Origin of the sequence: Vibrio sp. 03-59-1 (genome assembly GCF_013114135.1) — a bacterium.
Taxonomy (GTDB): Bacteria; Pseudomonadota; Gammaproteobacteria; order Enterobacterales; family Vibrionaceae; genus Vibrio; species Vibrio cortegadensis.
The window spans coordinates 219,198-243,830 of record NZ_VTYA01000001.1 but is presented as its reverse complement, the minus strand read 5'-3'; the positions used below and the strand labels follow the sequence as shown (position 1 = coordinate 243,830).

23 protein-coding genes are annotated in these 24,633 nt (G+C 42.1%); 13 read left to right on the top strand and 10 right to left on the bottom strand.

All coding sequences use genetic code 11. The annotated features are described in order from the left end of the window. Positions 1–42: 42 nt before the first annotated feature. From malQ to F0249_RS01025, 6 genes are all read left to right on the top strand, one after another. Positions 43–2,220 (top strand): 4-alpha-glucanotransferase, encoded by a 2,178-nt coding sequence (gene malQ, locus F0249_RS01050; protein ID WP_171755555.1) that lies wholly within the window; start codon positions 43–45, stop codon positions 2,218–2,220. Positions 2,221–2,413: 193 nt separating this feature from the next. Then, positions 2,414–4,594: a 1,4-alpha-glucan branching protein GlgB gene (gene glgB, locus F0249_RS01045; protein WP_113798552.1), complete on the top strand. Its 2,181-nt coding sequence runs from the start codon at positions 2,414–2,416 to the stop codon at positions 4,592–4,594. Between the two features lie 129 nt (positions 4,595–4,723). Beyond that, on the top strand, positions 4,724–5,110 hold the full coding sequence (locus F0249_RS01040) for an MAPEG family protein (RefSeq protein WP_171755554.1): 387 nt from the start codon (positions 4,724–4,726) through the stop codon (positions 5,108–5,110). A 20-nt stretch (positions 5,111–5,130) separates the two neighbouring features. Then, the gene (locus tag F0249_RS01035) at positions 5,131–5,691 is read left to right on the top strand and encodes a DNA mismatch repair protein (RefSeq protein ID WP_171755553.1); all 561 of its coding nucleotides are present in this window, start codon (positions 5,131–5,133) and stop codon (positions 5,689–5,691) included. Between the two features lie 57 nt (positions 5,692–5,748). Beyond that, the gene (locus F0249_RS01030; protein ID WP_113798772.1) at positions 5,749–6,345 is read left to right on the top strand and encodes a TetR/AcrR family transcriptional regulator; all 597 of its coding nucleotides are present in this window, start codon (positions 5,749–5,751) and stop codon (positions 6,343–6,345) included. A 134-nt stretch (positions 6,346–6,479) separates the two neighbouring features. Further along, a complete protein-coding gene (locus F0249_RS01025; protein WP_171755552.1) occupies positions 6,480–7,331 on the top strand; it encodes an alpha/beta fold hydrolase in 852 nt (283 codons plus the stop codon). A gap of 88 nt (positions 7,332–7,419) precedes the next feature. Here the strand turns inward: F0249_RS01025 and F0249_RS01020 are convergent, their stop codons facing one another. After that, positions 7,420–9,969, bottom strand: coding sequence for a glycosyl hydrolase family 18 protein (locus F0249_RS01020; protein WP_171755551.1), 2,550 nt, complete (start codon positions 9,967–9,969; stop codon positions 7,420–7,422). Positions 9,970–10,345: 376 nt separating this feature from the next. Beyond that, complete coding sequence (locus F0249_RS01015) at positions 10,346–10,819, bottom strand: DUF2850 domain-containing protein (RefSeq protein WP_017053824.1); 474 nt, start codon at positions 10,817–10,819, stop codon at positions 10,346–10,348. 251 nt (positions 10,820–11,070) lie between these two features. On the opposite strand from F0249_RS01015, the gene F0249_RS01010 reads away from it, so the two are divergent. Continuing rightward, positions 11,071–11,352 (top strand): pyrimidine/purine nucleoside phosphorylase, encoded by a 282-nt coding sequence (locus tag F0249_RS01010; RefSeq protein ID WP_171755550.1) that lies wholly within the window; start codon positions 11,071–11,073, stop codon positions 11,350–11,352. Positions 11,353–11,481: 129 nt separating this feature from the next. Here F0249_RS01010 and F0249_RS01005 read toward each other — a convergent pair whose 3' ends face one another. After that, on the bottom strand, positions 11,482–12,330 hold the full coding sequence (locus F0249_RS01005) for a pirin family protein (RefSeq protein ID WP_171755549.1): 849 nt from the start codon (positions 12,328–12,330) through the stop codon (positions 11,482–11,484). A gap of 162 nt (positions 12,331–12,492) precedes the next feature. On the opposite strand from F0249_RS01005, the gene F0249_RS01000 reads away from it, so the two are divergent. Continuing rightward, positions 12,493–12,768, top strand: a complete 276-nt coding sequence (locus F0249_RS01000) for a hypothetical protein (RefSeq protein WP_017053821.1) — start codon at positions 12,493–12,495, stop codon at positions 12,766–12,768. Here the strand turns inward: F0249_RS01000 and F0249_RS00995 are convergent. Then, positions 12,765–13,961, bottom strand: coding sequence for a GGDEF domain-containing protein (locus F0249_RS00995; protein WP_171755548.1), 1,197 nt, complete (start codon positions 13,959–13,961; stop codon positions 12,765–12,767). The genes F0249_RS01000 and F0249_RS00995 overlap by 4 nt on opposite strands. A gap of 262 nt (positions 13,962–14,223) precedes the next feature. Here F0249_RS00995 and F0249_RS00990 point away from each other — a divergent pair, with 262 nt between their 5' ends. The 3 genes from F0249_RS00990 to F0249_RS00980 all read left to right on the top strand — a co-directional run bounded on the left by F0249_RS00990 (position 14,224) and on the right by F0249_RS00980 (position 18,806). Beyond that, positions 14,224–17,157: an alkaline phosphatase family protein gene (locus tag F0249_RS00990; RefSeq protein WP_171755547.1), complete on the top strand. Its 2,934-nt coding sequence runs from the start codon at positions 14,224–14,226 to the stop codon at positions 17,155–17,157. Between the two features lie 217 nt (positions 17,158–17,374). Further along, complete coding sequence (locus F0249_RS00985; RefSeq protein WP_171755546.1) at positions 17,375–18,526, top strand: GGDEF domain-containing protein; 1,152 nt, start codon at positions 17,375–17,377, stop codon at positions 18,524–18,526. 127 nt (positions 18,527–18,653) lie between these two features. Further along, the gene (locus F0249_RS00980; protein WP_017053817.1) at positions 18,654–18,806 is read left to right on the top strand and encodes a hypothetical protein; all 153 of its coding nucleotides are present in this window, start codon (positions 18,654–18,656) and stop codon (positions 18,804–18,806) included. Between the two features lie 140 nt (positions 18,807–18,946). Here F0249_RS00980 and F0249_RS00975 read toward each other — a convergent pair whose 3' ends face one another. Continuing rightward, positions 18,947–19,276, bottom strand: a complete 330-nt coding sequence (locus F0249_RS00975) for a DUF1840 domain-containing protein (RefSeq protein ID WP_017053816.1) — start codon at positions 19,274–19,276, stop codon at positions 18,947–18,949. 278 nt (positions 19,277–19,554) lie between these two features. Between F0249_RS00975 and F0249_RS00970 the strand changes: the two genes are divergently transcribed. Then, complete coding sequence (locus F0249_RS00970) at positions 19,555–20,667, top strand: NADH:flavin oxidoreductase (protein WP_171755545.1); 1,113 nt, start codon at positions 19,555–19,557, stop codon at positions 20,665–20,667. A gap of 113 nt (positions 20,668–20,780) precedes the next feature. Here F0249_RS00970 and F0249_RS00965 read toward each other — a convergent pair whose 3' ends face one another. The 4 genes from F0249_RS00965 to F0249_RS00950 form a co-directional block, all read right to left on the bottom strand. Continuing rightward, a complete protein-coding gene (locus F0249_RS00965) occupies positions 20,781–21,026 on the bottom strand; it encodes a hypothetical protein (protein WP_017053814.1) in 246 nt (81 codons plus the stop codon). Between the two features lie 137 nt (positions 21,027–21,163). Next, positions 21,164–21,646, bottom strand: a complete 483-nt coding sequence (locus tag F0249_RS00960) for a GNAT family N-acetyltransferase (protein WP_017053813.1) — start codon at positions 21,644–21,646, stop codon at positions 21,164–21,166. A 51-nt stretch (positions 21,647–21,697) separates the two neighbouring features. Next, the gene (locus F0249_RS00955; protein ID WP_171755544.1) at positions 21,698–22,459 is read right to left on the bottom strand and encodes a ribonuclease H family protein; all 762 of its coding nucleotides are present in this window, start codon (positions 22,457–22,459) and stop codon (positions 21,698–21,700) included. 101 nt (positions 22,460–22,560) lie between these two features. Further along, positions 22,561–23,097: an adenylate kinase gene (locus F0249_RS00950; RefSeq protein ID WP_171755543.1), complete on the bottom strand. Its 537-nt coding sequence runs from the start codon at positions 23,095–23,097 to the stop codon at positions 22,561–22,563. A gap of 173 nt (positions 23,098–23,270) precedes the next feature. Here F0249_RS00950 and F0249_RS00945 point away from each other — a divergent pair, with 173 nt between their 5' ends. After that, entirely contained in the window at positions 23,271–23,513 is a 243-nt protein-coding gene (locus tag F0249_RS00945) for a hypothetical protein (protein WP_017053810.1), read from the top strand. 98 nt (positions 23,514–23,611) lie between these two features. Here the strand turns inward: F0249_RS00945 and F0249_RS00940 are convergent, their stop codons facing one another. Beyond that, on the bottom strand, positions 23,612–24,592 hold the full coding sequence (locus tag F0249_RS00940) for an aldo/keto reductase family oxidoreductase (protein ID WP_171755542.1): 981 nt from the start codon (positions 24,590–24,592) through the stop codon (positions 23,612–23,614). Between the last annotated feature and the right edge of the window lie 41 nt (positions 24,593–24,633).

The window sequence follows — 24,633 nt, the reverse complement described above, 5'->3', positions numbered from 1 at the left end:
CCTACAAAAGTGAAGGCGAAAGAAGTACCTTCGGAGAGAGCGATGAAAGAACAATCAGTATTAAAACAAGTCGCGGAAATGGCGAATCTTGCCGATAGCTATGTAAGCGCGTGGGGCGACGAAGCGGCTGTATCTGATGAGACAATTTTGAGCTTGTTAGCTGCGCTAGGCTATGACACCACAAATGATCAAAATTTGTTGAAATCAGCAGAGAAAAAACACAAAAAAGACGTAATTGACCCAGTTCTTGTTTTGCGTGACGGTGAGCCAGTAGAGGTGGCTTTGAATCTAGGTGTTAGTGCTCGTGAAAGTGAGTTTAGCTGGCGTTTAGAAACCGAACAAGGAGAGGTACTTGAAGGCTATCTTCAATCACAAGTTGTTCGCGATGAACGCGCAGAGGGTGGCCCTTTAGTGTTTGCATTGCCAAGTGATTTGGCATGGGGATATCATAAATTAATCATTAATCGTAAGCGTCGTAAAACACCTTATGTGATGACGCTGATTATTACACCTAAATCTTGTTTCAAACAAACTGCCATTGAAAATGGTAAGAAGATGTGGGGACCAAGTGTTCAGCTATACACCTTACGCACTCAGCATAACTGGGGTATTGGTGATTTTGGCGATCTAAAACAGTTGGTTAGCGACATTGCATCACGTGGTGGTGATTTTGTTGGTTTAAACCCAATTCATTCACTATTTCCAGCGAACCCTGAAGGGGCGAGTCCATACAGCCCATCTTCACGTCGTTGGTTAAATATTCTCTACATCGATGTGAGTTCAGTACCTGAATTTGCGTTGAGTGCAGAAGCTCAGCAACAAGTAGGCAGTGCCGATTTCCAACAGCGTTTACAAAAAGCGCGCGAATCTCATTGGGTAAACTACACAGAAGTTGCAGCTCTAAAAATGAGTGTTTTACCGCTTCTATTTAATGAGTTCAAAACTCGTCATTTAGATAAAAACACTGAACGAGCAATGGCATTCTTAGACTTCATCGAACTTGGTGGTGAAAGCCTAATTCATCAAGCAGCGTTTGATGCGCTACATGCTGAATTACATGCTGAGAATTCGGATATGTGGGGCTGGCCTGTCTTCCCTGAGAAATACCGTCGCTTTGAAAATAGCGCTGTACAGAAGTTCATTGCTGACAACCAGGATAAAGTACAACTTTACATGTACTTACAATGGCTTGCTGACGCTCAAATCAATGAAGCTCAAGCACTTGCTGAAGAGAAAGGCATGGCGGTAGGTCTGTACCGTGACCTTGCTGTAGGTGTTGCTGATTCAGGTTCTGAAACTTGGGCTGATAATGGCAACCTAGTCATGGATGCAAGCATCGGTGCTCCACCGGATATTCTTGGACCACTAGGCCAAAACTGGGGCTTACCTCCGCTAAACCCACAAGTGTTAGAAGAGACTAGCTACGACGCATACGTTCAACTGCTTCGTGCAAATATGAAACATTGTGGTGCGTTGCGTATTGACCATGTACTTGGTCTGTTACGCCTATGGTGGATTCCAAAAGGTGAAGACGCGACCAAAGGCGCATACATGTACTACTCAGTACAAGACATGCTTGCGATCCTTGCTCTTGAATCTCACCGTTACCAGTGTTCTGTAATTGGCGAAGATTTAGGTACCGTTCCTGATGAAATCGTTGATATTCTTGCTGATGCCGGTGTTCACTCGTACAAAGTCTTCTTCTTCGAAACAGCAGAAGATGGCGGGTTTATTTCACCTGAGCACTATGCGTCACAATCAATGTCGGCACTATGTACGCATGATATGCCAACGCTTCGCGGATTCTGGCACTGTGATGATCTGAAAACTGGTCGTGAAATCGGTTTGTATCCAGATGAAGCTCAGCTTGAAACACTATTTAGTGACCGTTTAGAGTGCAAGCAAGGTATTCTAGATTCTGTAGCATGGCACGGTTTCTTGCCTGAAGGTGTTGGCCGTGATGCAAGCCAAGTCCCTATGGATTCATATTTAAGTGAAGCTTTGCAAGTTCATGTTGGTGCTGGTTCTTCAACATTGCTTAGCGTTCAACTTGAAGATTGGTTAGAAATGGACAAGCCTGTAAACATTCCGGGTACGGTTAATGAATACCCTAACTGGCGTCGTAAGCTAACAATGAACCTAGATGAAGTGTTCAGTCGTGAAGACGTAAATCGTATCTCTTCACGTTTGACAGAAGTGCGCAGTAAAGCGAGCAAATAAGATGATTGAATAGAGTGCGATAAGACAAAATACCAGTAGTTTCCTGCGGTTGCAGGCGAAACTATCGCTTTGGTCACTCTATCATGAAGCGTAGTCCTGTAAAATGGATTGTCGTTATAATGCCCGCACATTTAGCGGGCATTTTTTATATATAATTTTAATATTTTTTGAAGTTTGGTTAGGGAGAGAGTTTTTGAAAATAACAACTATTTCAAAGCAAGAACAAACATACAGTCAACTTTCTCAAGCTTCGTTTGCTGACCCGTTTTCTTTTTTAGGCCCGTTTATTTCGCCAGAGGATGGTGCATTACGAGTTTGGATTCCGGGCGCAAATAAAGTTGAGTTAGTCATCGACAAGGAACCTCGAATTGAATTAGAACGCGATCAAGAGAGTGGCTTTATTCTTAAGAGTAAGCGTGATCTGCGTTTTACACATTATCAATTAGCCATTGATTGGTCGGGTACCGAGCAGATTCTCGATGATCCATATCAGTACCATGAATTGTATGCCGAGTATGAAGCGCTTCATACGCCTAAAGAGATGTACAAGCAAATGGGTTCGCAATTCATTACTCTTGAGCGTGATGGTAAATCGATCTCAGGTACACGTTTCTTAGTTTATGCTCCGCATGCTACGGCAGCGAGTCTAGTGGGTAACTTTAACTCGTGGGATGGTCGTCGTTTTCCAATGCAGCGTTTAGATTACGGCATCTGGGGACTGTTTATTCCAAACCTTGAGGAAGGTGCTCAATACAAATTTGAGCTGAAAGGTCCAAATGGTGAAGGTCTACCTCATAAAGCCGATCCATGGGGCTTTTATTCAGAGCAATACCCATCATTTTCATCTATTACTTATGACCATGACCGTTATGAGTGGCAAGATGAACAGTGGCAAAACCGCCCAGTAACTGAGAAACGCAAAGAAGCGTTATCATTTTATGAACTGCATGCTGGTTCATGGAAGCGCGATGCGAATGGAGAGTTCTTAAACTATCGAGATCTTGCCGCAGAGCTTATTCCATACCTGACAGGTTTAGGTTACACACACGTTGAATTAATGCCCGTTTCTGAGCATCCATTCTTTGGTTCTTGGGGTTATCAACCGGTTGGTTTATTTGCACCTACCAGTCGTTTTGGTTCACCTGATGACTTCAAATATTTCGTCGATCAATGTCACCAAGCAGGCCTTGGCGTTGTGCTGGACTGGGTTCCAGCTCACTTCCCATCGGATGATCATGGTTTGGCTAATTTTGATGGAACGCCACTGTTCCATGATCCAGATCCTCGTCGAGGTTGGCACCAAGATTGGAATTCATACATATACGATTTAGGTCGTGAACATGTCCGTCGATTCTTAGTGTCGAATGCACTCTATTGGGTTGATCAGTTCCACATTGATGGCCTACGTGTAGACGCGGTAGCGTCTATGCTTTACTTGGATTATTCACGTAGCCATGACCAGTGGATCCCGAACCAAGATGGTGGCAACGAAAACTATGATGCGATTGCAACCCTGAAATGGATGAACGAAGAAGTGTACAAGCACTTCCCGAATGTGATGACGATTGCTGAAGAATCGACTGCGTTCCCGGGTGTCTCTGCGCCTACCTTTATGGGAGGCTTAGGCTTTGGATTTAAGTGGAATATGGGTTGGATGCACGATAGCCTTTCTTATATTCAAGAAGATCCTATTAACCGAAAATACCACCATAATACCATCACGTTCCCGCTTGTTTACGCTCATAGCGAGAACTATGTTCTGTCTTTGTCTCATGATGAAGTCGTATATGGTAAAGGTTCAATCCATAATAAAATGCCTGGCGATGAGTGGCAGCAAACGGCTAACTTGCGTGCGTACATGGGTTATATGTACGGTCAACCGGGTAAGAAGCTTAACTTTATGGGGGCGGAATTTGGTCAAACTGCTGAATGGAATCACGATGACCAATTGCAGTGGTTCTTACTCGATTACCCTCGCCATCAAGGTGTGCAGACGCTGACTAAAGATCTGAATATGTTGTACCGAGAGCAAGCGGCAATGCATGATCAAGATTTTGACCCAAAAGGGTTTGAATGGAGACTTCAAGACGCAGAAGAAGCGAGCATTTTAGCTCACGAACGTATCAGTGAATCTGGTGAGCGAGTACTTGTGATCAGTAACTTTACGCCAGTACCCCACGAAGCGTTCCGCCTTGGTGTACCGACGGATCATAGCTACGAATTACTGCTGAATACCGATGACACGAAATATAATGGTAGTGGCTTTGAGGTGATGCAAACGGCTCAAACGGAAGCGATTGAAAGTGAAGGCTTAGCGCAGTCGCTATCACTTCGTATCCCACCGTTATCGACCGTCTTCTACAAAAAGTGCTAAATATATCGTATTAGACTTTAAATCTGAATGACGACAAAACCCAACTTCGGTTGGGTTTTTTATTGCTTCGAATTCATAACTCAAGTAGAACTTAACGTTAACTTACATAAAAACAGATAGGATTAATGCATGATCACAGCACTTTACGCCTCCATATTAGCCAGCATTATGATTTGGCTGGCGATAGAAGTTATTAAACAGAGACGCAGCAACAAAGTTGCGTATTCGGATGGTGGAGTAGAAGGGTTACAAATCGCTAGATCGGCGCAAAGTAATGCAATGGACTATATTCCTATTACGCTTATTTTGATGGCTCTGGTTGAGTTTAACGGTGCGCCTTCATGGCTGCTGCATCTTGTAGGAGTGGTATTCGTGATAGGGCGCGTGATGCATGCGAAAGGGTTATTGAAAGAGAAGATGTCGGGCCGGGTGAATGGCATGAAACTGACTTTTTTAGCGATGGTGAGCTTGATCGTTTTGAATATTGTTTATTTGCCGTTTGAGAAGTTGTGGTAGAAGTGAGGAGGAAAACGCAGATGAGAATACCACCAGCATGGGTGATAGTGCTTTTTGGGTTGATCCTTAACATTCTTGCGATTATTACGTCTAGCTTAGTTTTGGATAAACAATCTGCGGAACTTGCACAACTTGCTGAGCAGAAAGAAAGTAACATGTATTCGATTCAGCTTTCTTGGAATAGCATTGAAACATTAGAACGCAAGCGTGAATCAATCTTATTGCATGTGGATAAAACCGATTTAGAGTCTGCCTTTACCAGTTCGGTATTGGATGAAGTTTTACGCGGGCAACTGGCGGTTTGGGTTGGGAAGGAAGTGCCTAAAATTAGCATTGAAAATCTATCTGAAATAATGACGCTCATTAACTTAGCACAACAAACTCAGCGTGACCGAATTGATGACTTCTATCTTGATAATGTTGCGGTTGCTGAGTTGATGCAAGTGACGAGCGACAACATGGCTTTTTATAAAAATATCGCTCTGTTTTTGCAAATATTTGGTTTGGCGTTGATCTTAGCAAGAGATCTTGCGCGTAAACCGAATGCGAAACAGTCGTTAGAGCATCATGATAAAAAATAATTGGCAAAAAAGAACGAACGTGCTAAAAATGGAGTGTAAACATAAGTCTGGATAATGATGAGTAAAGGTAAAGTAACCAAAGATCATATTCTCAATTGCGCATTTGAACTGGCGAGTAAGAATGGATTAGAAAGTTTAACCATTGGCGAGTTAGCCAAAGAGTGCGGGATGTCTAAAAGTGGTCTTTTTGCTCACTTTAATTCTAAAGAAAACCTGCAATTGTCGGTGTTGGAATTCTCTAATCTGATTTTTACCCAGCGGGTGATAGCGCCTGCGAGGCTACTGGGTGATGACAATATTGAGGCTAAATTAAAAAGCTTGCTCAAAAATTGGCTGGGATGGAATCACTCTTTTCAAGGTAGCTGTATGTTTATCGATGCGTGGAAAGATGCCGGAGCGGATGTTTGTGCCATTCAACAAGCATTGCAAAAATCCATCGCGACATGGATTCATTACTTAACCATTCAGGTAGAAAAGGGGGTTGATAATCAGCAATTTCGTGCTGATTTAGATCCACAGCAAGCCACATTTGAATTGTATGGTTTATACCTCAGCGCCAACTTATTTTACTCTTTGCAAGGAGAAGACGTGAGCCAGCGTCACTTTTGGGAAGGGGTAGAGCGTTTGATTTCTAGTTGGAAAATTCCCCAATAGAGGCACTTGCGACATCCAACATAAATTATAATGTAAGGGAGGCTTACCTCCTTTTTTAATTTTCATAAAAAGCACGGTCGTTCTTTTAAATTGATCTTGTTTTTGTTCATAGGCTGAAAGGATAAGGCACATAAATGAGCGAAAAAATATATTTTAACACCTCAGGCAAGTTCAGTTTGAAGCGCACTTTAGTCAACGTGACTACTCGGTTGCATCATACAGTGGCGCCTAGTCATGCAAAAAAAACGGCGCGTAAATTACTGTTAACCCCAGCTAGAACAGAAGCGAAAAACAGCCAACCGAAAGGGTTAGTATGCAGTGAAGTCGAAAGTAAGGAAGGGACGTTAAAGACGTATACCCTAGGCGCTGGCCCTGTATGGGTGTTAACTCATGGCTGGTCTGGAACGGCGAGTCAGTTTTATCCGCTAATGGAGCATATCGCGAGCAAAGGGTTTACTGCTTTGGCTTATGATCATCCTGCGCATGGCGGCAGCGATGGTGTTTATGGGCATATTCCCGCATTTGTGAATGGACTTGAAGCTGTTCTTGATAGCGTAACAGAACAACCCGTAGCTGGTGTGATTGGACACAGCATGGGAACGGCATCGGCTTTAGAGTGTCGCCACGCGAAGATTCAAAATGTGCCTATGTTATTAATTGCGCCTGTGCTTGATTATTTGGATAACTTGTTTGGCAGTGTGGCTCGATCTGGCTACTCAATGAAGCTATTTGAAGCGATTGTGTCTGAGTTACAAGAGCAATATCACTACCCACTTCAATCTATCGATCCACTGCAAAAACTCCGTCAGAGAGAGGCGCACACGTATATCGTCCATGATGAGAAAGATAGGTTTACTAAGCATGAAGTCTCGAAGCAGGCAGCCAATGAAATGGAAAAAGTAACGCTTGTGACGACTCAAGGGCAAGGTCATGGGCGCGTTATGAAGTGCCAACAGGTGATGGAGAGTTTCGATAAGTTAATTTAGCGTTCATCGACTCAATAGAGAAAAGCCTAACGACAGTGATGCCGTTAGGCTTTATTTGACCGCTACAAAACGTTAGCGAGCCATTTCGCTATTTAGAGACAGAGCAGTTTGCTTCCCCAATGAGCTTCCATACTCCCCACTTACCTGATTGACTTGGGTTTTCACCTGTTGTCCACCATTTTGCTTCCCATGTTTTCGCGTCGTGTGTCACTTGATTCCCACCAGTATATATCGCTGATGAATCCCAAAGGTTGGTACAGGTATCGCCACCATCAGTGATCTTTTTGAGAACGATGACAGAAACCGAGGCTGATGAACTCGCAACACCATCACTCACGTTAACAGTAAAGTTTAGCGGTGTGTCTTGGGCATATTCTGCGGCAGTGAAAATCACTTTATCCCCTTGAACCGTCGCATTAATGCTTGGTGGTATCGTCCAAGTAAAGCTGAGTACATCTTGATCCGCATCGCTTGAGGCTGAAGCATCAATGATAACGGAATCACCAGCGTTGACGGATGCTGGTGCCGAAATTTTAGCTTCTGGCGGAGTATTGATCGGGGTTGTGTTTTTAGGGTTAACTGTCACGACGATCTCATCAATGGCCGTTGCGCCTTCATTGTCGGTGACCGTGAGAGTAAAGACTAAGCGTTGCTGTTGGCTGACTTCATCAATGGCAAACTTTGCTTTTGCTTGGTTAGCATCCGTTAATGTTACTGTCTCACCCGATATCTGTTTCCACTCATAAGTGCGGATAGTGCCATCCATATCTTTGGACAAAGAGCCATCAAGAGTTACTGTGATTGGACCTATCAGGGTTTGATCAATCCCTGCATCAGCGATGGGTTTTTTGTTGTGAGGAATCGTTGAACCACCCGCTAACCCTTCATGCATCGCATTTAGAATGTCACCGTTATCAGCGTCGATTTCCCAAGAAAATAGTCCGGCCAATCCTAGGTCACGAACGTAGGCTCCCTTAGCTTTAACTGAGCGTGCATCATCAAATGTGATGAGCTTACCTGAAGAACGGTTCCAAACGTAGGGAGCTTCTGCAACTTCATCATAACCATACTCAAAACCATTAATACCTTGGCTGTTTTCTCCAAGCATATGGTTTTTGATCCCTTTGTAATCAATGACACCATCTTCCCACACGCCTTGAGCGGTGCTCCCTTTGAGCTTGCCGTTACCTACGCCTGTCATTGGATCGTTCGGATCTGTCAGGCTAGATGGCATTACGCCTTCCCAACCTCGGCCATACATGGCAGCGCCAAGAACTAACTTATTCGCTGGTACGCCTTGCGCCAATAGCGGTTGAATACCGTTGTCTGACGTATAGGCTGGGCCTTTAAAGGCTTCTCCATTTTCATCGACACCTGAGCCATCGCATTGGCCTGGCAACATGAAATTTCCGCAATGTAGAGCGGTTTGATGACCTAATACATTGTTCCAGCCACCATAAAAATCGTAAGTCATGGCAAAGATATAATCCATGTATTGGATCGCCTCACCGTAGTTAACATCCTCGATCTTATCGTGACCCACACCGATCGCTGAAGTTAACTCATAACTCTTGCCTGTTTCCGTTTGAAGCTCATCTAACATGGTGCGTAGCTCTTGCATTAAAGCGACATAAGCCGGACCATCATTCACTGGATCGCCTAGATCAGGCGCGGCACCACCGCCACCAGGGAATTCCCAGTCGATGTCAACGCCATCATAGAACTTCCATGTAATGAGGAATTTTTTAACAGAAGCCACAAAAGTGTCGCGATTGGCTTTGGTTGTAAAGTCGAAGAAGGGATCGGAAAGCGTCCAACCGCCAATTGAAGGAATAATTTTAAGATCTGGATTGCGCTGCTTCATCGCCATCATCATGGCGTAATTACCTTTAATCGGCGTGCTGTATTCGTGGCCTGCTTGTTTGAAGCTTTTTTGAAATGCAGCCCAAGGATCGTGAATGACCACTTCGTAATCGTTGACTCCGTTACAAGCTGTCATTAAGGCGTTGTAACTATTCCCTCCCACGGTTTTTACTGATTCGTTAGGCCCACAAATTGGAATGAAACCGTATAAAATATGCGTGAGATTATCGACCGGAAGGTTGTCTACTGTATAGTCTCGACCATAGATACCCCATTCAACAAAGTAAGTACCAACTACTGTGTTTGGATCCGTGCTGTATGACTTATTGTTCGGATCGGTATTCATTGTTAATGGTTTTAAGTGCGATCCATCTGTATCTGCAATGGTAATTTCAGCAGGTGCGCTACGACTACACCCTGTTGCGTCACACGCCTCAATTTCCATTTGATACAAACCACCTTTCCCGTATTGGAAGCTGGCCGTTGTTTGGCTGCCTTTAATTGGCCCCGTCGCGACTTCAATGCCATCAAAGTAGATTTTGTAAGTATCGCCAGAACTTCCACTCCACTGATTAAATTTAACGTTAATGGTGGCTAAGTCGTGGTATTTCACCATCTGGTTGTAGCCAGAAGTGGTTTCCATTGCGAGTTCAATTTTTGAAAATTGTAGGTTATTCGAGCCGTACATATCAATGCTCGGGGTAGCAGGTGCCGCTATTACTGCACTTGAAAGAGCAGTGGCAATGCTTGCTGCGCACAAAGTAAAACGATTCATAATATTTATCTCATCCCTTGAATAAGAACGTCCAAGAAAACGGTATTCCCAAAAAATGGAACTTGGAATACAGGGGTATTCTTGGAAGAAACATAAGCTGTTTTTCAGATATTGAAGAACATCAAGGCTAGTATTTGAGATACTTTATTTTTTAGGCGAAAAATTAAAATGCTTTTCGAGTGAGGCGGAAAAAAGAGAAACCTGCAAACATGTTTTTGCATAAGAAAGTTTATCTTCAGTCCAAGTTTAATTGACGGTCTTAAAAATAAATCGCTGATTTAAAGGTACTAAATTGATACTGTTTTAATTTGAAATATTCATAGGCTATCACCATCCAATCATTATTGGATGGGACATTTGTAACGTTTGAATCGATCTATTTCGATGCATTGAAGTGCTCAGAAAGCGCCTTTCCTCTGCTTTGTATCGCATTACTTTGATCATCCTCGATAGTATGTTCGTAGCCTTTTTTAATAAAAGTCACTCTCGGTTTACGAGGAACAATTCTCAATAGTTGTGGTGAAGAAAAAGTGCCTGATAGTTCGTAGGTGGTTTCACCTGCGTTGGTTTTAATATGGATTTTTTTGCCATCATAATCAAATTTAGTGCTGATTAATCGATGGTTATGTGTGAAACCCTTCGAAGAAAAATTCAGTATATCGGTTTGATATTTTGGAGCGCCAATTTCAATCCAGTCACCATATATCTGTTCAGGATTGACGTGATCCTGATAGGATGAAAAGAGAAAATAACAAGTCACTGAAAACACAGCGCTGCCAAATAAAATGAAGCAGACGCGAATAAGGAAAATGGATGAGCGCGTTGCCTTTGTTTTAGGTGTTTTCGTCATGGAGATCCTGCTTGTGCGCACTGGACGTTGAGAGCGGTATTGTGCGGTAGATGCCTTAGTATAGCTTGTTAATCATTGAGCTGAATAACAAGATAACCTTGTAAAAATATTGACATAGTGCTCAATAATAAGGGTAACGCAATGTGTCTCGCTGAAAGATTAGTCGATTGAAATACTTGTTTACGGATAAAAAATCAGATACAACCTGAATTCACATCGAAACAATCGCTCAAATAGGACAAGGAAAGCATATGATTAAGGAAAATATCTACTTTGAGGGCAATGTTAAATCATTGGCGTTTACTCAACAAGATGAGACAAGTAGCGTAGGCGTGATGGCTCCTGGGAAATATACATTCGGGACGGCGGCACCAGAGAAAATGACGGTCGTAAAAGGTGCGTTAACAATACAACGCGCAGGTGAAAATGAATGGACGACATTTTCATCAGGCGAATCATTTAATGTCACAGGTGATTCATCATTTGATTTGAAAGTCGAAGTGACGACTGCCTATCTGTGTGAATATTTATAATTTCTGCCGATAGCGTCGCTTGTAGAGAGAAAAAAACCACGCTCATAGCGAGCGTGGTATAAGACGGTAAATAATCGTTGGCAGTGGAATGTCATCGTTATGCGTCTTAAATTGACTCTCAAAATAAAATTAATAGCGTTCGAAAGCCCCTGAGTTGTAATCTTGTATGGCTTGCTCTATTTCGGATAATGAATTCATCACAAATGGGCCGTAGTGGACAACGGGTTCATTGATAGGTTGACCTGAGAAAATTAGAACACCGCTATCTACGTTGGCCGTTAGTTGGGCATATTCACCATGAGTCAATAGCGCCATCTCCCCTTGATCTACACTTCTGTCACCAATTGATATTTTCCCTTTATAGATAAAAATCATCATGTTATGTGTAGGGTTTGTTTCTAATTTGACCTGGTCTCCGCTATCTGAACGCCAATCCGCGACGGTAACAGGAACGCCTGTTTTATCTAACGGCCCAGCTAATGGTTGGCTATTAGCGTTTAAGTTTCCTGAAATGACGCGGATCAGTCCGAGGCCTGATTTCTGATGTTCTGTTATCGAATCTGATTGAAAATCATGGTATTGAGCAGGCTTCATCTTGTCGTGGGATGGTTGGTTGATCCAAATTTGAAAACCATGCAACTGTCCCTCTTCCATAATCGGCATTTCACTGTGGATCACTCCGCGCCCTGCTGCCATCCACTGAGCCCCGCCACTCATGAGCTGACCGATGTTTCCCATCTGATCTTTATGTTGAAAATGGCCATTGAGCATGTAGGTGAGAGTTTCTATTCCACGGTGTGGGTGCGGCGGAAAACCACCTATGTAATCCGCTTGTTGATCCGACTTTAATTCATCCACCATTAAAAATGGCGAGAATTTTGCATTATTGAACCCAGCAACACGATGAATTTTAACCCCATCCCCGTCAGAAGTGGCCTGAGATGGGATGATACTTTGAATAGTTCTTGGTGTAGACATGATGCACTCCTGAATGTTTCTTTGATGAAAGAAGTGTAAAGAATTGATGAAGGGAAGAGCACGTTGGATTTCTGAGTATCTTGTTCAACTTTTTTGAATGAACTGAGTGGCGGTTTTTTTACTATACTTATGTATTGGTGGAATCGACTCGAGGAGGCGTATATGGCTGTACAAGCAAAACACAATGATAGTAGCAGCAGTTATGACATGAGTAATGACTTCACAACAGATCAAAGGCAGAGATTTGCGCAAGTTGCAAATAAAGCGGATAAGCGTCGATACGGATTCGAGCAATCTAGCTTTATTGAGAAAGCAAAAGTCACAGCAATGAGGCCTGTTATCAAGCGAAAACCGAATAAACCAGATCACATAAGATATGTGGCTTGGTTGGTGGTTATCGCAGCATTCTCTCTCTGGGTAATGTATATGACACGTTAGCGTTTTTTCATTGATACCACATTATGTGTTTCTGATATTTGGGACACGGGCAAACTGTGATAATTTTTTTCGTGATTGTCAGCAATGTTGAGACTGTCAGGAATGCAGTTTTGATAAAAACTAAAGCGGTTTTTGCCTGAATGTTTTGCTGCGTACATGGCTTTGTCTGCGCAACGAGTGAGTTCAGGTAAATCCTCAGCATCTTGAGGAAATATGGCAGCTCCGACACTGACTGTTAAGCTATTGATACGTTCGTGGCCATTGTAATCATGATCAAACAGGTGACAAATACGATGCAGTATTTGGTTTAAATCTTGTTCTGAACGCACATCATAGAGCAGTATAATGAATTCGTCCCCAGCGTAGCGGGCGATTGAGTAATCTTGATTGTCAGTTTTTCTATCTTTGGTTCTAATGTTGTTTTTTAAACGTTTAGCAAAATGTTGTAGCACTCGATCACCGACATCATGACCATAGTTATCGTTAATTACCTTAAAGTCATCGATATCGATAAAAATGAGTGCCGTAATGCCTTTATTCGCTTCAATCTTAGTTAACTTTTGTTTTGCCCAATTCTCAAAACTCCATCTATTTGCAAGGCCTGTGAGCTGATCCATATAGGCAAGATCTTCAATCCCTTCTTGATAAAGGCTCTGTATGTAGCTGATGATTTTTGCGTAATAATAAGCGGAAGTATGACAAATCACACACATTGCTAGAAGGCTAAATAAAAACCGACTAGCCGCATAAGTGGTCGGTATCTCAATCACACCTGAGAGCACAGTGATGGACGATATGAGAACAAAGAATGACGAGCTTAACATTAAGCCGATACGAAATTCGTTGATAAAGATAACGGCGGCGAGAATTGGGTATAGCCACAGCAGGTGATCGGATACAGTTTGGCTATAAAGAAAAAGGACAACGCCTTGGATCAATAAAATGCTGCTTAAAATAAGGTCGGCATAAGCAGGTTGTTTTTTCCGGAGCACGTAGATGCTATTCGCTAATGCAATTCCTGCCCAGATAAGATCAAACGTTCCAAACCAATAATTGTTTGCTGTGAAGTAAAGAACGCTATAGATAAAAAAAAGGCAACAAGATGCAATTGAACATATCAATACGATTTTTCGTTTTCGTGTAGAACGAATATCGGCCATCTCTTCTAAATGTCTTCCTACAAGGTGAGTCATATCCTTTTGATCTCTATTTTGTTGCAAAACTGTTGGGTTGAAGTTTGTATCAAGTTAAGCATTTTGGGCGCAGTTCACAATATTTCATATGTGATAGATCTCATTGTTTGAGCAGAACATTATAAGGTAAACCTAATAAGCCACTAAATTCATATAGTTAACAATGTGTAAAATTAACTTATTTTTTAAGGTGTAAGATGAAAATTTGACTTATAGGTTGTAAGTGGAACAATAAATGGGTTTTATATAATTTGAGTCTGATATGGAAAATAAATCTAAGTTTTGGCAACAGGGAAGGTCAATATTGGCAGTCTCTACCTTTGCACTTTCTCCCTTGGTATTGGCAACCTCGCTGGCTAACGCTGCAAATATTGAAACGGTTCCGGTTGTTGGAGGTGTCTTTAATTCAGCTCAAGTTTTTAAAAATCATGTGGTTTCATCTATCACTTATTCGACTCGTTTTAGTCGAGATGCTGCTTTATTTACAATCGCAGGCGTGACGCTTGATACTTATATCCTCACATTGCCGTTAGATGTAAAAACCAAAGCCAGAGTGATGGCTCAACTATCCGATCCCACCTACTCAATCCCACTTGGGTATTTTTTATATAGCTATTACGATCGCTATGCAGGGCTCAGCTCTGATGATGTCTTCAAAGCCTATTTAAAAACACGTTACGATGAATCGACTCTCGCCAACTTTGAACATAGCTTATTTCAATTATCCGATTCTTCAGAGCTTGAAACAGATCAAAGCTTGCATGCTGAATCTGATTCGAGCCATCACCAAGGGCTTAAAATCGATGAGCAATTTATCGCCTCGATGGTCATTATTTATGATGCTCTGGTTCAGATTGGAGAGTGGCAAAAATTAGAGTATTTGCCTGATAGCTATACCTATTTAACGAACAGTCATGATGATTTAAACATTATTAACACAATCCAACCCATTATTATCGATTTGTTAGCACAAGCAGAACTTGGAATGGGTGAGGGGGATATGAAAGCCGCAGTGAAAGCGGTATTGCAGGATGCGTTGCCGGAAAACGTGGGTAAAGTGAATAATAAAGCTCAGGCATTGACCGTAACTTTGATTGATTTTGTGCGATTGAATGTCTTGAAAGCGTATCGGCAATTTATTTATCAGCAGGAGCGTGAAGAGGCTCTCAATAATTGGATGCAGCAAGCATTCGACGATGATCCTGTTCAGTTAACTGATTTTCTTGAATCTCAACAGAAGCGTCGGTTTGCCGTTCAGGTGACAGTAGACGGGTTACAGCAAGGTTTACTCGAAGGTTTGGTTGACTCCTCCTCTCCGTTCATCTCAGAAGCTCACAAAGCCCACCAACAGCGTATTGATGTGAAACCTGTGAAAGAACCAACAATTGAGCCTGAGCATCAACAGCAAGTTAAATTTATGCAGAAATTGGCCGAGCAGAGTTATCAAGATCCGAATTATTTGCCATTTTTTAAACGATTATATACTGACTACCGTGACTCCATTGTGCAGGTCGGGGTCTCATCTACTCCGACAATTAGCGTGCGAAATTTACCAATTATAAAAACAGGCGCTAAGGTTTCAGGAGATAAAGGCACAGGGATCCCAAATTTCCATTTTGTCGATCGAGAACAAGATCGTGCCTATTACTTTTTTGGTAATGATGCCTTACAGCTTGATCGGCTAATGACGGATAATCAGGTGAAAACTATGTTTGACCGCTTGGATTATCTTAAAACCCTCAATTGCAATGCTCAGTATGATTGGAATGCTCATACAACCTATGACGGCTTGATGAACCTTGGTCTGGGGGAATCACAACGAGATTATGGAGAAAAACGGTGTGTTCGCGAGCTGCAAGAGCGGTCGAAAGTTGAAATTCAATTACGCAGAGATAGGACTGAGTTACTGGAAGATATTCAAGCATACGAAAGCATTTCGACGTTTGATTTTTATACAAAATTCACCATGAAATGGAAAGTTGAGCAGAGCATTAAACGATTGGCGCAACAAGATGGTAAAGGTATGCCTGATTTTACTCTGATTTATAACCCGTGGCCTGATCACTTTGCTCATTTCACCGGACCTTTCAGTGATGAAGTCATTATGCCCACAGGTGAGTTGAATCGTCTGGATTACTGGTTGTCTGAAATTGAAAAAACCTATCAAGAGGCGGGTATTTATGATCAAACTTTATGGGGAATGGCGGGCGATCATGGCCTCACGCCAGTATTTTATGCCTTAAATCCAGAGAAAGTGGTGTTCGATGAATTGGCTCAAGATCTTGGATACGATTTGAATATCATGAAAATATCTTCTGATGAAGGTGAAGGTCCTAAATTCACCAATGCTTTGAATTACCCAAGCAGCAAACAGCATGATGTGATTGTGGCATCAACGGCTGGTGGTAATTTTATGTTGGATTTCTTCAATTCCCAAGAAGGATGGAAAGTACAACCGACTTACCAAGAATTGACTCAATGGCAAGCGGCTAATACGCCCAATGGTGAAAGTATCGATATCGTCAACGAGGTTGCTCAGCGCTTGAGTGAGACTCTTGATTATATGGTGATACGAGAACAACCGTGCGATTTAAACCGATGCAAAGTCAGGTTGGTCGCAACACGCAATGGAAAAAGAGTGGATGAGTTTATCACTAGGATCGGCGATAAGCGTTACTACCATGCACAAGAAAATGTGCCAGCTCAGGTTCCTCGTCTGTTAGGCATCCAACAGCTGAATCCATATATCTCAGCGCCTTCAAAAGAGGCATTTAACCACTATGCCCAATTGGTTGATCAATGTCTGTATCGTGCGAAAGAGAGTGATGTGACGACATGGTGTAACCAGCAACAATGGCGTGAGTTGACCCGTTTTAGTATCAAGCCAGATTCTGTGAATCAATTAGCCGCCATTTATGAAGAGTCACGAGCGGGCACAATTAATCTATTTCCCAAGTCGGGTATTGGATTTAATACCAAAGTGCCAGGTCGTCATGCGGGTGAAGATTATCTCGAAAAAGATGCGTTTCTTGGTTTTTGGGGGAAGCCAATTGGCAAGAAAGCAACACCACTGTCGATAGAAGAGAATGGTTCATTAGCGCCAACTCTGTATGAGTACTTAACTGGAGAACCGATTGTGGTGGGTGAGGATGGCTGGGGTTTTCCGTCTCTACTCAATAAACTCGATATCCAATAAGCTTGATATCCAATAAACATGAACTTTAATTGATAATAAGGTTTTTTATTGCTAAAAAAAGGTATGAATAGTTAATTTGTTTGAGTGCAGGTTGCCATGTTGTGGTTATTTTGTGCGATACTGGTCAGATTAGTAGAGAACCAGGTGTTCTTACATTACAGCCGCTAATTTTATAGCAATGAAGCTAAAAGGCTTATAGAAAGGAGTTCCAAAATAAATGAGTGTTGAGCAAGCTTATTACTTCAGTGTTGCGTTGATAAACTTGGTATTTGCTCTTGCTGGAACTCGCGTTAAAGAGCTTGAAAGCCACTCCCATTCAATTCAATTTTTTATGATCTCCTTTCTTGCGTATTTTGTGAGTTGGTTTATTTACGTATTTGAAGTAAATATATTTTTGGAAATCTTAGCGGCAGTGTCTGCTTCAATTTTTGTGTGGGGAATGGTGGTCTTTAGTTCGAGGCGATGTGGTGTCAACTTGCCTTGGGTTGTTCCTGTGGGCATGTTTTGTCTTCAAGTGCTCGCTCAAATATATGCGTTGATGGTTTCAGATTTAAAGAGTTATCTGCATGTCAGTAGCGTATTTCTTCCTATCGCATTTTGTGCCATTAGTTATATGTTTTTAAAATTGAAAGTGAAACGTCACCCATCGGACATTATTGTCGGTTACGCTTTCCTTTTCATGACAGTGGTGATCATCGGTCGCTCAATATTACTTGAAGTATCACCAGACTTATTTGCGCGTTCGAGTCTCTATTCACAAATCATTTGGCCTGCTTTTTGTACTACCGTTGGCGTATTTACGTTATTGAGCTACACAGAGGAAGCGCAAATTGAATTAGAAAAAGAATCCAATACGGATCTTCTTACTGGTTTATATAATCGGCGTATGTTCGATAGTAAATTGACGAACGGTTTGGACTATATGGCACACACTAGCCATTTTGGTGTTCTTATCTATTTTGACTTGGATGGGTTTAAACCGATAAACGATCAACTTGGGCACTATATTGGTGATGAAGTGCTTGTGGAACTTGGGGCAAGGTTAAAGCGATCGGCCCAAAGGCATGAAGTGTTGGCAAGGTTAGGCGGGGATGAGTTTGCCTTATTGCACACACATTTAGGCAAATCTGAGGAGCAAGCGAAAGAGAAGGCCGAGAAACTAGCCTTGAAGATGCAAAAGCTCGTGAATATACCTATCCAATATGAACAGCATACGATTAAGGTGTCGAGCAGTATTGGTGTGCATATGATTGCACCGGGTAATCAAAGCGAGAAAGATATACTGACAAAAGCAGATGCGGCGATGTATCAATCAAAGGCGATCAAAAAAGGCAGTATCACGTTCTCGGGAAACGTTGTTATGGTTTGATGTCCGAAGCGAACCTGCAAATTTTTTATCCATACGATTAAAAACCTGATTAGTCGATAAATGGCGATCCTGATTTAATACTGGCAGATATTTTTTGTAATTTAATCTGTCGATTTAAGGTATTAAAATGTTTGCAATAGATGATCAAGTTGTCGCGACTAAAGGTGTGGAATTAGGTCCAATGGTTGTAACGGGTCAAAGCAGTGGTGGCAACTACACGCACGTTCAAGTTGATGGGTACAAATTAACTTACCCAACACGCGACTTGAAAGCGGCATAATTTACCGGACTACTTCTCCAGAAAGGTACTATGCTGATAAATAAAAGGTGGCCCTATCAATGGCTACCTTTTTTTGTATTTGGCTATCTGTTGCTATCTGCTGTGATGGCTAACTGCTGTAATGATGACTGCTGTCATGGTTACTTTCCGACAGATTCCCACATGACATGACACTCTTCTTTGTCAGCCGCAGTGAGTAATGCAATTAACGGTAGTGCTCGATTATTGATACTAACGCTCTGCTCAATAAGGTCATCACCGTTGTCATCGAGTTCTGAATCGTTGAGTTCAGATGCTCTCTGTTCTTTTGCGACTGCTGCTTTTAATTGAGAGAGTGCAGTGGCTACTTCCGATGCCTGAATCGCTCCTGGAACGGTTCCACTGTGCCCCATCATCTTTAACATTTGTAATCCAACGTCACCAAACATGGTGATATCTGCATGAGCTTTACAACTGAAAATAATGAGCATATTGATCATCCTTTTTGTGGTTGGAAAATACGATGGTTATTCATCCTAGTGATATTTGATCCATGATGCAACGTATGGGATACCGCCGTTTCATGGCATTTATGTGTGATGTTCTTAATCTGGATTAACATTTATCATTAATATTATTGATAACATCCTCGCTTGCTGATTGACACAGCAAAAATGAACAAAAAAGAACAGCTATGCGAATACGTGGCTGTTCTTTTTTGCCTTTTAATATCCGGAAATTATGACAATAAATGTCGAGAGGGTTGAGTTTGAGCACTTTGTTTTCTGAAAGCCAAATTGGCAGCATGACTTTAAAAAACCGTTTCATTCGTAGTGCGACATGGGAAAACATGGCGACAGAAGAGGGGCATATGACGGATAAGTTATATGCGATCTATGAAGAGTTAGCGAAAGGTGAAGTCGGCTTAATCGTGACGGGTTACGCCAATATTGTAGAAGAAGAGAAGCCTAACGCTGGAATGATGGGGATGTACAATGATTCCTTTATCGATGAATACCAGAAACTGACGGATTTAGTCCATCACTATGATTCAAAAATAGTGATGCAACTTGCTTATGGCGGAACGAAAACCACATACAACGTTGGTGAGCGTCTAATTTACGCCCCGAGTGATGTATGCGAAATAGGTACCCAAACTCTTGGCAAGGCGATGACTCAAGAGGAGATAGGTTACATCGTCCAAGCATTTGCGCAGGCGGGAAGAAGAGCAAAAGAGTCAGGGTTTGATGGCATAGAAATACATGCTGCTCATACTTATTTGATCAACCAGTTTTTGAGCCCATACTACAATCGCCGTGAGGACCAGTATGGTGGTAACCTAGATAATCGCATGCGATTCTTGCTTGAAATTTATGCTGAAACAAGAAAACTGGTTGGCGATGAATTTCCTATTCTAGTGAAATTAACGGCCTCAGAGTTCTTTGACGGTGGGCTTACTTTTGATGAGACGCGGCTTATTTGTCAGAAGTTAGAATCAATCGGAGTGGATGCCATTATCATTTCTGGCAATATTCACGGTAAAGCCAACACATTAATTGGCGAACATTTTGATGGGCATACCATTCAAGAAGAGGGGTATTTTCACCAATATGGTCATGCGATTAGTGAAGAGGTGGATATTCCGGTTATTACTGTCGGAGGTCTAACCGATATTAATGCGATAGAAGAGATTGCCAATAACACAGGCATTCAGTATTTCGCACTATCGAGACCGTTACTCTCTGAACCGAGCTTAATTAAACGCTGGAAAGAGGGAGATCGCTCAACCGTTGAATGTGAACGATGTTCAAAGTGTCGAACGAAACGTGGTAATTTTTGTGTGGTGAATAAAGAGAGAAAGCAGCAGCTCGCTCGCCTATAAATCAGATTTAGAGTGGTTAAATGCGCGTAAGACTGGAAGCGAGTAGAAGAGGAAACGAATAGAGTAAGAACGATCAGGGCTTAGAGTGATCTGAGTCCTGACAGGAGATAATGTTATCCATTCGGGTTCATCGAATACCAGCGATCAAGCAACTCTTTTCCATACACAACTTCCGTTTGCATGTGCATTATCATCAAGCAAGCTGCCAAAATCGCACAGACGATATTAAATCGACTTGAATACCGAGCACGGGTAGCCTTATCCCAGATCAACATGTTGAGTATCACCAGCATAAATGGGTGGGTGAACATGAGTAAGATGAACAAACCGAGATAGTTTGAAATCGCCATTGACGACATAATCCAATCCATTAGTAGCAAAGAAAAATACAACTTAATGGATTGAAAAGGGCTTGTACGGAAAAGAGTTAAGCTTATTTATAAAATTCGACGAGGCTATCTTTTCTGTAATCTGTTATTGATATAAAGCATTTTGCTCAGTGTACTGATGAGAGATCGGTAACCTTTTCCATCACATAATTGGTTAAGTTCTGCCCACGAACTTCAATGATTTGTGAGTGTTTGACAATGAAACCAAAATGTTCGTAAAAAGGTCGAGCAGTAATACTGACTTCAGAATGGAAGCGAGTGATTCCTCGTCTTTCTCCTTGGGTAAAAATGTGCTGCATAAGCGCGCGCCCAACCCCTTTCCCTTGATATTCATGATGGCAAAAGAAGTGGTCAATGAATCCATTTTCTTGTAAATCAGAGTATCCAACTATCGTTCCGTCGTATTCGGCAATGAAAGGCTTTAAGGTTTTCATGCGTTTTTGCCAAATTTTGAAGTCAAAATCGTCAGGGGCCCAAGCTCTCACTTGCTCATCAGAATAGTCACGGCAGTTAATATTTCGGACTGTGTAGAAGAATAGCGCCCATGTCGCTTTTGCATCGTCGTCACGGTAATGTCTAATGGTTAGCATTGTTTCCCTTCGATTGTCTGAGCCTATGAGAGCGCAATGGTTAAAGGCGGTTTATCCTGCTTGCATTGCGAGAATGGTTTCAACATCAAGCGTGTCATGGTATTGAGAGAAAGCGACTTCTTTCGATTTGATCGCGAGCATCGACATGCGATCGGCAAGCTCGTTTCCTTCAACGCCCACGTGCCCATTGACATGTAAAATCATAATTTTGCTTTTTAGTTGCTGGTAACGCGCAAACATCTCTTGGATAAGCTCTAGATTTTTAATCTCACCACCTGCCTTTTTCCATCCTTTCTTTTCCCAGTTCGCTGCCCATTGAGTAATGCATTGGATTGAATACTTAGAGTCGCAAAAGATCACCGTGCTTTGGTTCGCTTCTGTCTCTTTTTTAGCCATGATTAATGCTTGGTTTAACGCATTGAGCTCTGCGGTATTATTGGTGCCATTCGGATTGAATAACCCAAGCCAAAGAGATTCAAGTTGGTTTTGTCTATAAACTGCCACTCCAGAGCCCGCTTTGCCAGGGTTTGGATCGCAGCCGCCATCAGTGAATATTTTTACCTCGGCGTTTAAAGCCAAAATCTCTTGAGCAGTATAGGTTTTCACACTATTTGCTGTCGGTTTTTTCGCTGTACTACTTCGAGAGCTGGTGGCGCTGCTTTTACCGCCAAAAGCATTTTCTGCTTCTGAGCGAGTCTTGAACGATTTGTATCGAGCACCATTGAAACCATCGACGTGACTTTTACACGTTGCCCAATCGGTAAAAATACCCGTTTGTCGCCCTTTCCATACTACATAAAATTTTTGTGCCATGCTGACCTCTGTCTCGTTGATGACTTCAATATAACGTGCAAGGTTACGTTGACAAAGCAAAAGAGCGAAACGGCCGTGCAGGTGTTCATTTATAACGCGGTTTACTTATTTGAATAACGCTCAAGAAATTGATGCGCTTCACTTGGCGATCTGATCTGAATGAAATTGATATGTTGATAGCGCTTGTCATTCATTATTGCGAGGTATCTATCTCTATTTTTTGAGTAGGTTTTAATCGTCCATAAAATAATGGAATCTGAACTCATAAATGACTTACGAAACGACTCTTTGTTGCCGGTTTCCGGCCATAGCTCTTTTCCACTTAAGGTGCGTTTGATTGCCCGGGTAATCGCTTGGTAGAGAGTGCGGGAGAAAGAGTAATCTATCCAAATAATCGTATCCACATCTTTCCATTTCGTTGCTGCGGTACGGTTGTAGTTACCATCTAAAACCCATGTTGGCTGAACTAATTTATGGCGTAATGCAGCGAAGAATTCGTCATCGCTGGGCTCTTGCCATTGTGGCTTCCAGTAAATTAAGTCCATTTCTAGGTAAGGGTAGTCGAGTATAGCGGCAAGTTGTTGGCTGAAGGTCGTTTTTCCGCTACCACTTGTGCCAATCACGTTGATTTTATGCATGTGCGACTCCACGGGAAATAAAGGGGGCGAAATTATAAATGACTATTTTATGAGCACCAGTGAAGAGTGGAAAAATAACGTTAAGTTGTGATGTTAATCGCTACTTGGTTTCTGCTCGCGCATCTGTGATAATCTTTGAGGACAAATAACCACTTAAATAAGATATGGCACCCATGAAACTATTAGTTCGCAACCTTGCTCGCACAACGACCGCTGAAGAATTGAAAGCACTTTTTGAAGAGCACGGCACGGTTGTTTCTAGCAATCTAGTTCTTGATGCAGAAACTGGTCAATCGAAAGGATTCGGTTTTGTAGAAATGCCGGAATTTGAAGAAGCAACAAAAGCAATGCAAGCGCTGAATATGACTAAAATAGCGAAAAACACTATTAGAGTAAAAGAAGCAAAAGCTTATTAATAGCATTTCGGTGGCATGAGTTCTGGATGCCATAGAGATAAAAAAGCACGGATACACTCATTGTTGAATGAATAGTATCCGTGCTTTTTATATTGTGGCTAAGGTAATGCATGGCCGCGAGAAGTGACAAATAAGCGGTACCACTCTTCACGAGAAAGGGTAACCGTTGTTGCGAGAGCAGAAGCTCTGATTCGATCAAGGTTTGTTGTGCCAATAACCGGTTGAATGTTGGCAGGGTGACGAAGTAAAAAAGCCAAAACAATCGCTTCACTTGGCACTTGATGTTTCTCGCTTAAATTTAAGACAAGTTGTGCCGTATTACGAATATTGGCGTCTTCCGAATGAAGCCCTACCTCAGAATATCGTCCTTGAGCTAAGCACCCCCAAGCTTGTATTTGAATGTTATTCATTTGGCAGTGTTCTAATGTCCCACTGACGAAATTAACATGCTGGCTGCCTTCGCTTCCGACTAATACACCATCATTTAACCAATCAAGTTTAGCCAAGCTCATTTCGATTTGATTCGCGACAATTGGTAGGTCTAGTGCGGATTGTAGGAAACGAATTTGATGCAAGTTCATATTTGATACTCCAAGGTAATCGAACTTTCCATCAGCGTTCAAACGTTCTAATGATGTTGCGAGTTCATGCAAATTCATCAAAGGGTCAGGGCGATGAAGAAGTAGCATATCGAGTTTTTCAGTGTGCAGTCGTTTTAGGATGCCATTGACTGAATGTGTTATCCATTCACTGGAGAAATCGTAACGTCCTGGGGCGGATTCGTCTTTAAATCGAATGCCGCATTTGGATTGAATGAACATGTCATCACGTAAAGAGGGGGTTTGTTTCAAGACAGATCCAAAAGCAATTTCTGCTTTATTAAAGGTGTAGATATCAGCATGGTCAAAAACAGTAATACCTGACTCTAATGCCGTATCAATAACTTCATTCGCTTGTTGAACGTGCTCATTCGTCACAGGGTTGTTATTCCAGCCGCCTCCTAACCCCATGCAGCCATACGCAATTTGACTGGTTTTGGATAATGGGTTTGTTAGCGGGGTGTTTCGTTCAGTGCTCATCGTGGCATGTCCATTTTGCAGAGGTTTATGGTTATTCTATT

Coding starts and splice junctions, on each gene's coding strand:
- malQ (WP_171755555.1), top strand. CDS start 43: ATGAAAGAACAATCAGTATTAAAACAAGTCGCGGAAATGGCGAATCTT.
- F0249_RS01040 (WP_171755554.1), top strand. CDS start 4,724: ATGATCACAGCACTTTACGCCTCCATATTAGCCAGCATTATGATTTGG.
- F0249_RS01035 (WP_171755553.1), top strand. CDS start 5,131: ATGAGAATACCACCAGCATGGGTGATAGTGCTTTTTGGGTTGATCCTT.
- F0249_RS01030 (WP_113798772.1), top strand. CDS start 5,749: ATGAGTAAAGGTAAAGTAACCAAAGATCATATTCTCAATTGCGCATTT.
- F0249_RS01025 (WP_171755552.1), top strand. CDS start 6,480: ATGAGCGAAAAAATATATTTTAACACCTCAGGCAAGTTCAGTTTGAAG.
- F0249_RS01020 (WP_171755551.1), bottom strand. CDS start 9,969: ATGAATCGTTTTACTTTGTGCGCAGCAAGCATTGCCACTGCTCTTTCA.
- F0249_RS01015 (WP_017053824.1), bottom strand. CDS start 10,819: ATGACGAAAACACCTAAAACAAAGGCAACGCGCTCATCCATTTTCCTT.
- F0249_RS01010 (WP_171755550.1), top strand. CDS start 11,071: ATGATTAAGGAAAATATCTACTTTGAGGGCAATGTTAAATCATTGGCG.
- F0249_RS01005 (WP_171755549.1), bottom strand. CDS start 12,330: ATGTCTACACCAAGAACTATTCAAAGTATCATCCCATCTCAGGCCACT.
- F0249_RS01000 (WP_017053821.1), top strand. CDS start 12,493: ATGGCTGTACAAGCAAAACACAATGATAGTAGCAGCAGTTATGACATG.
- F0249_RS00995 (WP_171755548.1), bottom strand. CDS start 13,961: ATGACTCACCTTGTAGGAAGACATTTAGAAGAGATGGCCGATATTCGT.
- F0249_RS00990 (WP_171755547.1), top strand. CDS start 14,224: ATGGAAAATAAATCTAAGTTTTGGCAACAGGGAAGGTCAATATTGGCA.
- F0249_RS00985 (WP_171755546.1), top strand. CDS start 17,375: ATGAGTGTTGAGCAAGCTTATTACTTCAGTGTTGCGTTGATAAACTTG.
- F0249_RS00980 (WP_017053817.1), top strand. CDS start 18,654: ATGTTTGCAATAGATGATCAAGTTGTCGCGACTAAAGGTGTGGAATTA.
- F0249_RS00975 (WP_017053816.1), bottom strand. CDS start 19,276: ATGCTCATTATTTTCAGTTGTAAAGCTCATGCAGATATCACCATGTTT.
- F0249_RS00965 (WP_017053814.1), bottom strand. CDS start 21,026: ATGTCGTCAATGGCGATTTCAAACTATCTCGGTTTGTTCATCTTACTC.
- F0249_RS00960 (WP_017053813.1), bottom strand. CDS start 21,646: ATGCTAACCATTAGACATTACCGTGACGACGATGCAAAAGCGACATGG.
- F0249_RS00955 (WP_171755544.1), bottom strand. CDS start 22,459: ATGGCACAAAAATTTTATGTAGTATGGAAAGGGCGACAAACGGGTATT.
- F0249_RS00950 (WP_171755543.1), bottom strand. CDS start 23,097: ATGCATAAAATCAACGTGATTGGCACAAGTGGTAGCGGAAAAACGACC.
- F0249_RS00945 (WP_017053810.1), top strand. CDS start 23,271: ATGAAACTATTAGTTCGCAACCTTGCTCGCACAACGACCGCTGAAGAA.
- F0249_RS00940 (WP_171755542.1), bottom strand. CDS start 24,592: ATGAGCACTGAACGAAACACCCCGCTAACAAACCCATTATCCAAAACC.